The organism is Telluria sp. ZB4P37 (genome assembly GCF_059685855.1).
In genome coordinates, this window is the sequence record NZ_JCASID010000001.1 from 710,898 (window position 1) to 724,261 (window position 13,364).

Annotated in this window: 13 protein-coding genes; 4 read left to right on the top strand and 9 right to left on the bottom strand. The window is 66.0% G+C overall.

All coding sequences use genetic code 11. The annotated features are described in order from the left end of the window. The first annotated feature begins 31 nt into the window (after positions 1 to 31). A complete protein-coding gene (locus AC56K1_RS03395) occupies positions 32 to 1,648 on the top strand; it encodes a phytoene desaturase family protein (protein ID WP_497156419.1) in 1,617 nt (538 codons plus the stop codon). 21 nt (positions 1,649 to 1,669) lie between these two features. On the opposite strand, the gene AC56K1_RS03400 is transcribed toward AC56K1_RS03395, so the two are convergent. Next, positions 1,670 to 2,161, bottom strand: coding sequence for a group III truncated hemoglobin (locus AC56K1_RS03400; protein ID WP_497156420.1), 492 nt, complete (start codon positions 2,159 to 2,161; stop codon positions 1,670 to 1,672). A 162-nt stretch (positions 2,162 to 2,323) separates the two neighbouring features. Here AC56K1_RS03400 and AC56K1_RS03405 point away from each other — a divergent pair, with 162 nt between their 5' ends. After that, positions 2,324 to 2,926, top strand: coding sequence for a hypothetical protein (locus tag AC56K1_RS03405; protein ID WP_497156421.1), 603 nt, complete (start codon positions 2,324 to 2,326; stop codon positions 2,924 to 2,926). Positions 2,927 to 2,943: 17 nt separating this feature from the next. On the opposite strand, the gene AC56K1_RS03410 is transcribed toward AC56K1_RS03405, so the two are convergent. The 5 genes from AC56K1_RS03410 to AC56K1_RS03430 all read right to left on the bottom strand — a co-directional run bounded on the left by AC56K1_RS03410 (position 2,944) and on the right by AC56K1_RS03430 (position 8,025). After that, positions 2,944 to 3,501, bottom strand: a complete 558-nt coding sequence (locus AC56K1_RS03410) for a PEP-CTERM sorting domain-containing protein (RefSeq protein ID WP_497156422.1) — start codon at positions 3,499 to 3,501, stop codon at positions 2,944 to 2,946. A 28-nt stretch (positions 3,502 to 3,529) separates the two neighbouring features. Next, positions 3,530 to 5,872, bottom strand: a complete 2,343-nt coding sequence (locus tag AC56K1_RS03415) for a family 43 glycosylhydrolase (RefSeq protein ID WP_497156423.1) — start codon at positions 5,870 to 5,872, stop codon at positions 3,530 to 3,532. A gap of 212 nt (positions 5,873 to 6,084) precedes the next feature. Further along, a complete protein-coding gene (locus tag AC56K1_RS03420; protein WP_497156424.1) occupies positions 6,085 to 6,639 on the bottom strand; it encodes a hypothetical protein in 555 nt (184 codons plus the stop codon). Positions 6,640 to 6,711: 72 nt separating this feature from the next. Continuing rightward, positions 6,712 to 7,263, bottom strand: a complete 552-nt coding sequence (locus AC56K1_RS03425; protein ID WP_497156425.1) for a peptidase dimerization domain-containing protein — start codon at positions 7,261 to 7,263, stop codon at positions 6,712 to 6,714. Positions 7,264 to 7,338: 75 nt separating this feature from the next. Continuing rightward, positions 7,339 to 8,025 (bottom strand): trimeric intracellular cation channel family protein, encoded by a 687-nt coding sequence (locus AC56K1_RS03430; RefSeq protein ID WP_497156426.1) that lies wholly within the window; start codon positions 8,023 to 8,025, stop codon positions 7,339 to 7,341. A 153-nt stretch (positions 8,026 to 8,178) separates the two neighbouring features. On the opposite strand from AC56K1_RS03430, the gene AC56K1_RS03435 reads away from it, so the two are divergent. Further along, a complete protein-coding gene (locus AC56K1_RS03435; RefSeq protein WP_497156427.1) occupies positions 8,179 to 9,528 on the top strand; it encodes an MBL fold metallo-hydrolase in 1,350 nt (449 codons plus the stop codon). Between the two features lie 10 nt (positions 9,529 to 9,538). Here the strand turns inward: AC56K1_RS03435 and AC56K1_RS03440 are convergent, their stop codons facing one another. Beyond that, entirely contained in the window at positions 9,539 to 10,252 is a 714-nt protein-coding gene (locus tag AC56K1_RS03440) for a hypothetical protein (RefSeq protein WP_497156428.1), read from the bottom strand. Positions 10,253 to 10,433: 181 nt separating this feature from the next. Here AC56K1_RS03440 and AC56K1_RS03445 point away from each other — a divergent pair, with 181 nt between their 5' ends. Continuing rightward, positions 10,434 to 10,811, top strand: a complete 378-nt coding sequence (locus tag AC56K1_RS03445; RefSeq protein WP_497156429.1) for a DUF2784 domain-containing protein — start codon at positions 10,434 to 10,436, stop codon at positions 10,809 to 10,811. 42 nt (positions 10,812 to 10,853) lie between these two features. Here AC56K1_RS03445 and zwf read toward each other — a convergent pair whose 3' ends face one another. Together zwf and AC56K1_RS03455 are read right to left on the bottom strand one after the other, a co-directional pair. Continuing rightward, positions 10,854 to 12,320, bottom strand: coding sequence for a glucose-6-phosphate dehydrogenase (gene zwf / locus AC56K1_RS03450; RefSeq protein WP_497156430.1), 1,467 nt, complete (start codon positions 12,318 to 12,320; stop codon positions 10,854 to 10,856). A 448-nt stretch (positions 12,321 to 12,768) separates the two neighbouring features. Continuing rightward, on the bottom strand, positions 12,769 to 13,362 hold the full coding sequence (locus tag AC56K1_RS03455) for an SAM-dependent methyltransferase (RefSeq protein ID WP_497156431.1): 594 nt from the start codon (positions 13,360 to 13,362) through the stop codon (positions 12,769 to 12,771). Between the last annotated feature and the right edge of the window lie 2 nt (positions 13,363 to 13,364).

The window sequence follows — 13,364 nt, forward strand, 5'->3', positions numbered from 1 at the left end:
ACAATGGTCGTGTTCACCGTGGAGGAAGCAGATGCGCGACGCGATCATCGTAGGTGGCGGCCACAACGGCCTGGTATGCGCCTTTTACCTGGCCGGCGCCGGCCTGAAGGTCACCGTGCTGGAACAGCGCGACGTGGTCGGGGGCGCGGCGGTCACCGAGGAATTCCATCCGGGCTTCCGCAACTCGGTGGCGGCTTATACCGTCTCGCTGCTCAATCCAAAGATCATCCAGGACATGGACCTGGCGGCCCACGGCCTGCGCATCGTCGAGCGCCCGCTCTCGAATTTCCTGCCGCTCGACGACCACCATTACCTGAAGATCGGCGCCGGGAAAACCGCCCGCGAAGTGGCCCGGTTCTCGCAACGCGACGCCGGCCGGCTGGACGCCTATCACGCGCACCTGGACACAGCCGCCGACCTGCTGCGCGACCTGGTGCTGCAGACGCCGCCGAACCGGGTGCAGGGCAACTGGCTCGCGGCGCTGCCGGAGCTGATCAAGGCCGGCAAGCTTGGCAACCGGATGCGCAAGCTGTCGCTGTCCACCCAGCGCGAGCTGCTCGACCTCTTCACCAAGTCCGCCGGCGACTACCTCGATGGCTGGTTCGAGAGCGAACCGATCAAGGCGGCGTATGGCTTCGACAGCGTGGTGGGCAACTATGCCAGCCCGTACACGCCCGGATCGGCCTATGTGCTGCTGCATCACGTGTTCGGGGAAGTAAACGGCAAGAAGGGCGCCTGGGGCCACGCCATCGGCGGCATGGGCGCGATCACCCAGGCCATGGCGAAAGCGGCCCAGGCGCGCGGGGTGGAGATCCGCACCGGATGCGGGGTCGAGGAAGTATTGCTGGAGAAGGGCCGCGCCACCGGCGTGGTCACGACCAAAGGCGAGCGGCTCGATGCGCGCGTGGTCGTGTCGAACCTGAATCCGCGCCTGCTCTATACCAGGCTGGTCGACCCGGGCGCGCTTCCGGAGAATTTCCTGCGGCGCATGCAGGCCTGGCGCTGCGGCTCCGGGACCTTCCGCATGAACGTGGCGCTGTCCGAACTGCCCAGCTTCACCTGCCTGCCCGGCAGGGAGCAGGCCGAGCACCACGGCAGCGGCATCATCATCGCGCCCAGCCTGCAGTACATGGAGCGCGCCTATCACGATGCCCGCAGCCTCGGCTGGTCGCGCGAACCGATCGTGGAAGTGGTGATTCCTTCCACGCTCGATCCGACCCTGGCGCCGCCCGGCCAGCACGTGGCCAGCCTGTTCTGCCAGCACGTGGCGCCCCAGTTGCCCGGCGGGGCGAGCTGGGACGCCCACCGCGAGGAGGTCGCTGACCTGATGATCGACACCGTCACGCGCTACGCCCCCAACTTCAGGCAGTCGGTGCTCGGCCGGCAGATCATGAGCCCGTTGGACCTGGAGCGCACCTTCGGACTGGTCGGGGGCGACATCTTCCATGGCGCGCTCGGGCTGGACCAGCTGTTCGCGGCGCGGCCGATGCTGGGGCATGCGGATTACCGCGGGCCGGTGGCGGGGCTGTATACCTGCGGGTCGGGTACCCATCCGGGGGGCGGCGTCACGGGTGCGCCGGGGCATAATGCGGCGCGCGAGGTCTTGCGGGATTTCGCGAATGGACACAAGCCCCGGGCCGCGACTTAGTTCAGTTCGATCGGCCTGCGGTCAGACCGCTTCGGCACGGCCAAAGTAGCCGTACTGCAGGCTGGCGGCGATCCGCCTCGCCACGACCAGGAACCCGTCGGCCACCGCCGGCGCGTACAGTCGCCGCACATGGGTCTCGAACAGGGCCAGCCAGCGCCGGAAGTGGTCCAGGTCGATTCCGTGAAGCTGCATGTGCTTGCCGAATACATTGCCCTTGAATTCTCCGCTCGACAGCATCACCGAACACCAGAAGTCGACCATGCGCTCGAGATGCGGCGCCCAGTTGTCGCCGATGGCGCCGTCGAAGACCGGCTGCAGCACCTCGTCGCGCCGGATGTCGGTATAGAAATCGTTGACCAGGGTGGTGATGGATGGGCGGTTCAGTTCGGCGTACATGATGTGCTGCTTGTTCCAATCGAGCGAATGTAACATTCCGTGGAAGTCCAGCGACGAACGCGGCGCCAGGAGGTGGCGCTGCGATGGACGTCCCGGAATCGGCGGATACCGGGACATTGTGGCAGATTCCGGCGCGAGTGGCCGACGTCGACGTTCCCGCACGCGAAAAGCCTTGAACATACTGGACCCGAAGAAAATATAATGCCTGTCGCGAAAGTCCATTCGCGTTTGGAAGCGTTTGCGCGAGCAGGCCGATTTTCTTCAATGTGGGGAGTTTGTATGACAGGCAGTACCGAAGCGCGGCCACCGTTTACCGTCAACGACATCGAGGTCGGCACGCGGATCTACGAAGCGCTCGTGCATTGCGCGAGGTCGCTGCGCGGCATGCCGATCACCTACGGCGACCTGCTGGCGGCGGCGCGCCAGTTGCATCCGAAAGATGCCGTGCTCGATCGAGCGGTATCGGTCGGCATCGGCATGAAGCTGCTCTTCGTCGAGGCCTTCTGCCAGGCCAATGGCTACCCGAACCTGGCTTGCCTCGCCGTGAACAAGTCGACCATGCGTCCCGGCCCCGGCTACAAGGGCGACTGGGACGCCGACAAGCGCGCGGTGGCGGCATTCGACTGGTCGGTGGCCGACGCGCAACTGGCCGCGTACGCCGGCGCGGCGCGCGCCGCGGTCCCGGCCCGGCTCAAGCCACGCAAGGAGCGCCCGGCGGACGTGTCCTGGTACGCCTATTACTGCTCGCACCGCGCCGCCTGCGAGAAGGTCACGGCGGAAGACAAGAAAGAGATCATCAACCTCATGATGGCCGGCCTCGATCCGGAGACCTCACTGAATCGCGTGCTGGCCGCGAAGGCCGACTTCGGCGACCAGGCTTGACCGCGGCCGGCTGTCCCCTAGCGCTGCGCTGTCCTGCGCCGGCGCGCCGTCATCAGTCCCGCCAGCGCCGCGCCAAGCAAACCGAGCGAGCCCGGTTCCGGCACGGTGAACTCGTCCATCGCCCATGGCGTGCCGCTGCTGTTGTAGATGACCAGCGTGTCGATGCCCGACCAGCCCAGGCCGATCCACTGAGGTGTCATGGTGTCGATCACGAAGGACACATCGGTGGAATACACCAGCTCCCCGTTGCGCCAGCCATCAAAAGCCAGTTCCTGGTCCAGCCAGGCAGACGTGAACCAGGCGCCGATGACATCGAAGCCGCCGGCCCTGGAAACGGCCGCGATGCCGCCGTCGCGGTTGAAGGCGGTATTCGTCGGCGACACCGCGCCCGTGGCATAGCCGCTGCCCGGATAGGCATCGGCCCGGATCGCGCCCAGGTTGTCCCAGTCGAAGCCCTGGTAGCCGTTAACGATTGCTTCGGTTTCAAGACCGGGCAGGTCGTCGAAGCCGATCACACCGGCGCAAGCGCCCGTCGATCCGAGCAGCAGCATCAGGGAAAGAATCAGTTTGTTCATGTTAGTCGTCCTGATATGAATGAGGTGATCAGCGCGCCAGGGCCGAGATGTCGGCATCGCTCAGGGCGGTGCCGTAGATGCGCAGGTCGTCCATCGAGCCCTTGAAGGGCGTATCCCACCAGTTCACGCCCAGTGCGAATACGCCGGTGGTGGTCGTGAACACGTTGGGGAAGTTGGTGCCGCTGAACTTGCGCACGCCGTCCACATACACCGTGATGGCGCCATTCCTGACCGTGAAGGCCAGGTGCGACCAGCGGCCGATCGGGATGTTCATGCCCAGGCCCGCGTCATACCAGGCCGTGCCGGACCACAGCATCGAGGCGCCGCCGACGAAGTCGTGGCCCTTCGGCAGCAGGCTGACCCAGGAGTCGGTGGTGCGCGCACCGAAGAAGGTCGGCGTGAACGCGGTCAGCTGCGCCGGCTTGAGCCAGAGCGCGACCGTGTAGGTGCTGGACGAGATCAGGCCGTTCGGCAGGCGAATGCCCGAGGCGCCGTTGAACACCGCGGCATTGCCCTTCATGCCCGCCTCGTAGCCGATGCTGCCGCCAGCCAGGTCGATGCGGCCGCCAGTCACGCTGCCGGCGCCGAACACGCCGTTCGCATCCAGCAGGTTGCCGTCGAACGTGTAGTGGGCCAGCGGGCCGCCGCTCTTGCGAGCCGTGACCGTAAAGGTCTTCAGGACGGCGGCCGTGCCTTTGCTGATGCGCGCGGTGAGCGTGAGGGTAACGTCGCTGCCGGCCGGGGTCACGACGCCGCCGTTGCTCACCACGGCGGGATTGGACGAGGTCCAGCTGATCGTCGTGCCGCGGGTCGCCGTCGTCGGCAAGGCGAGATTGGCACTGACCGCGGCAGTATTGCCCAGGCTGAGTTCCGCATACACTGCATTCACCACCTGCAGGTCGGTGCGCGGGATCAAGCGGCTGCCGAAGACCGCCGCGCCTTCGCGCGACAGTGCCGACAAGGTCATCACATGGTTTTTCGAGGTCTCGTCCCACTGGTTCAGGAACACGCCCTTGTAGGGCCAGGCCGCACCGTTGATGCGCAGTTCGACCTGGTTGGACCCGAGCAGCGTCCAGTTGCCAGCCACCGCGCCCGTGATGCTGCCGTCGCTGCCCAGGGTGATGGATTGCGACTTCTTGACGGCCGCGGAGATGTCCTTGCCGTGGTTGACGAACAGGTAGTCGCCGACCACGAACTCGCGCCGCACGCTGGCTGCGGTTTCCCTGGCATAGCGGTAGGGCGCGACCACCGGCCAGCCGTCGGCGTTCATGAACATCTGGTGGGTGCGGATCTCGTGCTGCTCGCCGCGCTCGGGGAAGCGGGTGTGAAAGACCAGGAAATGCTTGCCGGTCGCGGGATCGTAGTAGGCCGAGCTGTGTCCCGCCGAAACGTAGCCGGTGCCGATGCCGGTGCCGGATTCGCCGAGCTTGCGCTCGAAGAGGAAGTTCCCCATCAGCTTCACGCCGAAGGGCGCGATCGACGCGTCGTCGAACAGCGGTTTCGAGGCGTCCGAGCGCACGTTGGCCATGTCGTTGCCCTGGGCGTCGAGGTAGGGACCGTTCGGGTTGAGCGAGCGCGCCACGCGCATGTTGTAGCCGCCGCCGGCATCCAGGCCACCGTAGGATGTGAACAGGTAATAGTAGGAGGTGGCCGGGCTGTACATCACGAAGGCGCCTTCGATGCGGCTGTGGTTGCCGCCGATCAGGCGCTTGCCGTAGCCTTGTCCCGCCAGCGGCATGCCGTTGGCCGGGTTCATCTGCATGATGAAGATCCCGCCCGAGTAGGAGCCGTAGACCATCCACAGGCGCCCCGCGCTGTCGTTGAAGACGTGGGGATCGACCGCATTCGGGTGCTTCAGGGCGTCGTACACCGTGCCGTCATGGCTGGTTTGCCCCCACATGCCCGAGCGCAGGATGATGCCCTTGTCGACATACGGGCCCTCGATGCTGTCGGCCACCGCGATGCCCAGCGCCGAGCGCGGCGAGTCGCCCTTGCAGGCGTTGTAGTACATGTAGAACTTGCCGTCGGCGAGCTGGCGCACGTCGGCCGCCCACAGGGTGTTCGATTGGGCCCAGGCGAAGGCTTCGGACAGTTCGGTGAACACGTTGGCCGACCCGTTCAGGAACAGCGGGTTGCTTGCACTGACGCTGTCGGTGAGCTGGGTCCAGTTCATCAGGTCGACCGACTTGGCCGAGGCCAGGTGCGAGCCGAATACATAGAAGGTGTCGCCGGACTTGATGATCGAAGGGTCGTGGACCGACGCGTTCTTGAAGGTGATCGGGGTGAAGCCCGCCTGGGCGGCGGCCTGCGAGGACAGGAGCGTGGAAGCCAACAGCGCGCCCATCCCCCAAAGCGAGAGTGTGTTCTTCATTGCGTGTCTCCGTTGTCGTTATCGTTCGCTGCGCACTGTTGTCAGCAGGGACGCAGGGATCCAGCGGCACGCGCTTGGGGCGCGGCCGATTTTTCCTGGTATGGACGGTGCGGAGACAGATTGAAGAAGTTCTGGGTTTTCTACAAATCACTTTAATACGGCTGGCGATACCGGTATCGGTATCCCAGCCATGGAAGGGGGCACCAGGCCCGCTAGCGCGCGCGCACCGGGAAATCGGAGTCGCCCGGAATCGCCGCCGGATAGCCGCTGATCGCGCGCGAAGCCTGCATTTCGCCCATGGTCGCCGCCTCGACGCAGCCCGAATCGAGCCCGGTGCGCAGCCAGTCGCCGGCCAGGAACAGGTTGGACAAACCGGAGCCGGTGCTGTCAAGCCGGTGCGCGCTGCTGCCGGTCACCGACAGCACGTAGCGCTCCGACGGGTCGACATTTGGATCGCTGCCGGCGCCCGGCTCGCCCGGCCTGCGCGGCAGCACCAGGCGCCAGGGCCGCCACTCGTCGCCGACCGCTTCGGCCAGGGCCAGGTAATCGTGCGGGCGGAAGGCCTGGTCCCAGCTTGCCAGCGGCCTGCCCTCTGGCCGCGCCAGCCTTGCTGGTAGACGGTGATCTCGTAGCGCTCGCGCCAGCCGGGCTGTGAAGTCGGGTAATGGGCGGCGGCCAGCGAACCGGCGCCGCCGCCGAGTATGGCGATTTTCTGTAGCCTGGCCATCATGCTCCCCCTTTGCGCGGTCCGAAACCGGTCCAGTCAAGGTGGGGAGCGTTACGGCTGTGTTCGCCAAGATCAAACATGCCGTCGCTGCGCAGGGCGGCGGCATTGCCTGTCAGGGCTTGCCGGCCAGGCGGCGCAGCATGAATTCCCAATGGTCCACGTCGTCGTCGAGCGCCTTGACCGGGAGGCGTTCGTCGCGGCCATGGGCGCGGATGTCGTCCGGGACGATGCCCCAGGAACCGTCCACGCCATAGATCGGGATCCCGGCAATGCGGAACGGGTTGGCGTCGCTGGCGCCGGCGCTCATTTCCGGGAACACCGGGGCGTTCGGGTGGCGCCCCTTGACGGCATCCGTGTAGGCGGAGACCACGTCGGCACGCAGGGGCGAGCTCAAGGAGGACACGTGCTGGTCGTTGCGCCTGACTTCCGCCGTCTTGTCGGCCACGATCTTCTCCAGTTCTGCCTTGATCGCATCGGGCGAGATGCCCGGCATGTTGCGGCAGTTCACGGTGGCCGTGGCCAGTTGCGGCAAGGCGTTGTCGGCGTGGCCTCCGGACAGGCGGGTGGCCGCGCAGCGGGTACGGGTCAGTCCGGTCTCGTCCTCGTCGGCCTCGATCAGGTCGGCGGCGCGGCCATCAAGGGGATTCTTCAGCCAGGCGCGCATGGCCTTGCCGAGGGCGCCTTTATCGGTCTTCGCGCGTCCGGCGAAATAGGCAAGGACAGAAGCTGCCCGTGGAGCTCAGCGCCCCTTGTCGATCCGGTCGGTCTCGGCCTCGCTCTCCGGTGCGCGCGCCGTCGGCAAATGCCAGCCGTAGCGGATGGCAGCCAGGCGCAAGCCGAAGCACAGGACCGCCCCGGCGCAGGCGGTGGCGGTCGTCGGTAGCTGCAGCGCGTCGCCGATCACCACCACCGAGGCGCCGGCCAGGGCGGCCACCGCATAGATATCGGAGCGGAACACGGCCGGCACGTTCGACAGCAGCACGTCGCGTGCCACGCCGCCGCCGATGCCGGTCAACATCCCGAGCAGGGCCGCCATCACGGGCTCCAGCCCGAACACCAGCGCCTTCTGGGCGCCCGCGACGCAGAACAGCGCCAGCCCTGCGCCGTCGAAGATGAGCACGGGATTGCGCAGGCGGCCAATGACCGGATACCAGAAGAAGATGACCAGGCCTGCCAGGGTCGAAATGACCAGGTAGCGCCAGTCGCTGATGGCAGCGGGCGGCGTGGCGCCGATCAGCAGGTCGCGCACGATGCCGCCGGAGGTCGCGGCCACAAAAGAGAGCACCAGCACGCCGAAGATATCGAGCCTGCGGCGCGAGGCCGCCATGGCGCCGCTGAGGGCGAACACGAAGGTGCCGACCAGGTCGAGCGTCAGCACCAAGGTCTTCATGGCGGCCCCCATGTCGAGGGAAAGGACAGCGAACACGTTTGTTACCTATGAATGAAAGGTGGCAGACAGGGAGCCATGGAAGACTGCAGCGGGGGGGCAAGCCAGCCCGACATGGTAGCGCAGAACGCCAGGGCGTGTCGGCGCCGCCGCCCCGGCGTTGTAGAATGCGGCCTTGATACGGAGGCGATCATGGCGAATGAAGGACTGGTGATTTCGAGAATCCTGCATGCGGGTTACGTGTTCGAGTGCGAAGGCGTGCGCATCGCCTTCGATACCATCTTCGAGAACCCCTTCAGCCACAACTGCCACGCCTTTCCGGACGTGCGCTTCGACCGCGACGCCATCCGCGCGCAGCGCTTCGACGCGGTGTTCATCTCGCATTTCCACGACGACCACTGCTCGCTCGAGAGCCTCGACCTGCTTGACCGCAGCACGCCGCTCTTCATCTACTGCATCTTCGATGAGCTCTTCGAGATGGTGCGCCTGCTCGGCTTCACAGAAGTGCGCTCGCTGACCCTGAACGTGCCGGAGCACGTCGGGCCCTTCGAGGTGGTCCCGCGCGAAGCCATGGATGCCGACGTGGACTCGATGTTCCAGGTGATGGCTGCCGGGATGAACGTGCTGAACGTGGTCGATTCCTGGATCGACGAGGACACGCTGGCAAAACTGGTGCGGGAAGGGCCGTGGGACATGGTGCTCTGGCCTTTCCAGACCATGCGCGAGATCGAAGTGCTGGCGCCTTCGCGCGCCGCGGCGGCGCCGCCCACGTTGCCCGAGGAATGGATCCGCCAGCTAGGGGCGCTCAAGCCGCGCTATATCGTGCCCAGTTCCTGCCAGTTCCTGCAGGAGCCGTGGTCCTGGTACAACCGCGCTTTTTTCCCGATCAGCTATGCGCAGTTCGCACGCGAGGTAGGCGCCGCCTTGCCGAACGCCCGGGTGGTGCGCCTGAATCCGTCGGTCTCGGTGCGGCTCGATGCCGCGTCGCTGCAGCCGGCCGCGCCCTTGCCCTGGGTGCTGCCGGTGGGCGAACAGGATGTCGACTACGTGTATGAGGGCCACGCCGCGCCGCCTTCCACCGCGGAGATCGCGCGTCATTTCCCGCCCCTGGACGCGGCCCGGCATGCGCGCGTGATGGAGTACTGCCGCATCGGCATTCCAGAAAAGTATGGCGACATCGAGGCATCGTCGGAGTATTTCGACCAGACGCGGATCTGGCAGCTTTCCTTGCATGGCAGCGCGGGCGAGGTAACGCGTTTGCGCTACCGGCTTGATGCACAGGGCGCGGTCCTCGTGGGTGAAGACGCCGGTCCGCTGGGCTGGACCACCGAGATCCCGGCCGCCAAGCTGTACGCGGCACTGGAAAACGGCGAGTCGCTGACCTCGATGTACATGCGCATCAATGACACCGTATTCGACCCTGGCACCGAGGCGGCGCTGGCCGAGGCCGACGTGGTCGACGATCCGCTGATCCGCTGCCTGTTCAGCGCTACTTTCGGCGCCTACCAGGCCGCCCAGTTGCGGCGCCTGCTGGCGCGCTGAGTCGGCGGGCTTACTTGCCGAGCAGCTGGAGCGACTGTTCCCAGTTGCCGTCCCAGTCGAGCAGGAAGTCGTGGGTCTTGAAGGCGCGCCTGAGGGGGCCGAGCGGGACGCGGTAGACATCGTGCAATCCCAGTGCCAGGGTGACCGGGTTCCATACCGCATTGCGCTTCGATTTTTTCGCACTCGCTTTGACGCGGGCGCCGTCGTCGCCGAAGATGCCGATGGCCTCGTCCAGCGCCTTGCCAAGATCGAGGCGCACGATGCGCCCGAAGGCTTCGAGTACCTCGGCCTTGCCGATGCCAAGCTGCGATTCCTTCGCGGCCGGTGGCGCGACCGGCGGCGCGGGCTGGGCCGCGTGCTTGAGCTTGCCCGCCAGCCGCTCCAGGTCCTTCTTCTGGAAGCGCAGCTCGTCGAGGCGGCGCGTGAAGCCAGGTAGAGGCAGGCGCGCGACGATCTTGTAGGCATCCTTGGTCGTCGTGATCAGGACATCCTCGCTGCCGGCCGCCAGGCGGGCGATGTCGTCGGCAAAGAAGATCGGCGCCAGGTAGCCGCCGTTGGCGTCGCCGAACAGCTCCGGGTAGGCAGCGTCGTAATCGAGCCAGACGTAGGGCGTGATCTCGTGCCCGAGCAGGCGGGCCAGGGTCCAGGGCGAGCCGGTTTGCTGGGCCAGCCAGGTGCAGGCCTCAAGAATGGTGGCACGGAAGGGAAGGTCGGTGGTGCTCATCGCGCTTTCTGTAAAGGGGGCGAACGTCGGCTCAAGCCAGCATTCTACCGGGAGTTGCCGACCGGCTCAGTCGCCGGGTGCGTCCTTGCCGGTTACGGCGTTTCCGGCAGCCTCGATCGTGCGCAGGCGTTTGCGCCGCGCTACACTGGGATCTCGCGTGTTACCGGAGGGATCGACTACCGTGGCCTACCGTTTGCTGGCGGATGCTGTATTGCTATTACACCTGGGCTTCATCCTGTTCGTCGTGTTCGGGGCGCTGCTAGTGGCGCGCCGGCGGCGGCTGCTCCCCGTACATCTTGCGGCGGCGGCCTGGGGTGTCGGGATCGAGGTGATCGGCGGGGTCTGTCCGCTGACCCATGCCGAGTTGTGGCTGCGGGCGCATGCGGGCGGGGCCGGCTACAGTGGCGGCTTCGTCGAGCATTACCTGTTGCCGCTGATCTATCCGGGCGAGCTGACGCGCGGGCTGCAATTCGGGCTGGCGGCCGGTGTGCTCGTCATTAACGCGGCGCTGTATGTGTGGGTCTTCCGCCAGCGGCTGTCGCGCCCCGCCCTGAAGTAAAAAGCCCTCGCGGACGAGGGCTTTAGAGGTGGCAGCGAAGGCTTATTCGACCCAGGCAAAGCCGTCGCGCGCCAGCAGGGCGAACGACTCGGCCGGGCCCCAGGAGCCGGCCTGGTAGGCATGCGGCTTCTCGCCCAGCGTGTTCCAGCCTTCGATGATCGGATCGGCCCAGGCCCATGCCGCTTCGAGCTCGTCGCGGCGCATGAAATGGGTCAGGCGGCCGCGCACGACGTCGATCAGGAGGCGCTCGTAGGCTTCGGCGCGGCGCTGCTGGAAGGCCGACTGCAGGTCGAGATTCAGGGCCACCTGCTGCATCTGCATGCCGCTGCCGGGCTGCTTGGCCATGATCTGCAGCTTGATCGCTTCTTCCGGCTGCAGCTCGATGACGAGACGGTTGGCGACGCCGCCCGGCATGTCCGGGAACAGCGGGAAGGGCGGATTGGCGAACTCGACCACGATCTTCGAGGAGCGGCGCTGCATGCGCTTGCCGGTGCGCAGGTAGAAGGGCACCTTGGACCAGCGCCAGGTATCGATGTGGGCGCGCAGGGCAACAAAAGTCTCGGTCTTGCTGTCCTGCGGGACATTGCGCTCTTCGTGGTAGCCGGCCACTTCCTGGTTGCCGCTCACGCCGTGGGCATATTGCCCGCGCACCGTGTCACGGGCGATATCGGCCAGGCCGAAGCGGCGCAGCGAGCGCAGCACTTTCAGTTTCTCGTCGCGCACGGCGTCCGGCGAAAGCGAGGTGGGCGGTTCCATGGCGACGATGCACAGCAGTTGCAGCAAGTGGTTCTGCACCATGTCGCGCATGGCACCGGTGCTGTCATAGAAGCCGGCGCGGCTGCCCACGCCCACTTCTTCGGCCACCGTGATCTGCACGCTCGAGATGTTCGGCGCGCGCCACAGCGGTTCCAGGATCGAATTGCCGAAGCGCAGCACCATCAGGTTCTGCACCGTTTCCTTGCCCAGGTAATGGTCGATGCGGTAGATCTGCGATTCGGCGAAATGCTTGCCGACTGCTTCGTTGATCTCGACGGCGGACTCGAGGTCGCGCCCGAGGGGCTTTTCGAGCACCACGCGCGCGTTGCCGTCGACCAGGCCGGCCATGGCCAACTTGTCGCAGATGGTGGTGAACAGGGCCGGCGCGGTGGCGAGATAGAACACGCGCTGGGCGCCCGCATGCGCCGCCCCGGCAAGGGCGCTGAAGTCGGGCGCCGCCTGCACGTCGAGGCGGACGTATTCCAGCATTTGCAGGAAACTGTCCCAGGTCTTGTCGTTGAAATTGGCGCTGGCGATGAAGGCGCGCGACTGTTCCTCGACCTGGGCCAGGTAGGCGGCGCGGTCGAAGTCCTGGCGCCCGGTCGAGATGATGCGGGTCGAGGCCGGCAGGTTGCCGTGCATGTGGGCCATGTAGAGCGCAGGAAGCAGCTTCCTCATCGCCAGGTCGCCCACGCCGCCGAAGATGATCATGTCGAGGGGTAGACCGGTATCAGTGTCTGTCGAAGGGGTCATTTCAATAGCCAAATAAGTTAAAGAAGAAGCTTCTACACCGGCACGCGATGGGTTCCCCGTGCGTCCGGCCAGGCAGCGTGGTCGCTGCGGGCGGCGTATTGCTGGGTCCAACGCTGGCGACCTTGCTACGGTATCAGACCAGGAGCAATTGCGCAGGAGACGTTCCGGCTTGTGACCGGCCAGGCGCGACGGGCGTGGGTTGTGCCGTGGTTTTGCCGGGGGCGCGCTGGAAGCCTCATAGCTTACATGCTGGGTGGTCGTTTTGGAATGACAAAATGCGGGATGGGCCGGTACGGAGATCTTGCCTCGTGAAGGAACAGTTGGCTATGTTGCCATTTGTACAAATTTTCTGTGCATGGGAAGCCGTTCGTGCAAATCTTGTTTGCACACCATGGCGCGACCCGGTACGGGACGCCGCAAGGCGGCGACGTCACAGAACGCGCACTGCTCAAGCCTTCGCCTCCCGCTTGTTCGCCTGGGTAATGGTCCAGTAGTAAATGCTACGGCCATCGACCTCCGCCTTCTTCTCCGGCGGCCATTCCGGCCCCATGTCGAAGGCATGCGAGACGACCCGGGTGCCCACCTTGAGCTGCTGCCACAGGCGCGGGCGCAGTTTGACATTGATCGATGGCAGCAAGTAGAGCGTTACCACGGTCGCCGGCGAGACATCGGTCTCGAACAGGTCGCCTACCTTGAAAGTCGCGCGGTCCGCCACGCCGGCCCGCTTCGCATTTTCCCTGGCCTCGGCGATGCGCACCGGATTCAGGTCGATGCCGGTGCCGCGCGCCCCGCGGACCTTGGCGGCGGTGACGACGATTCGCCCGTCGCCGCAGCCGAGGTCGTAGAGCACGTCGTTCTTGCCCACCCGCGCCAGTTCCAGCATGCGGTCGACCACTTCCTGGGGCGTCGGCACATAGGGCACGTCCAGGTGCGCGGGTGCGGCCAGGTCTTGCGCCAGCAGCTTGCGTGCAGGGACCAGCGCCAGCCCCGCCGTGGTCGCGGCGGATAGCAGCAGGGTACGGCGGCGGGCATCGGTCATCATCG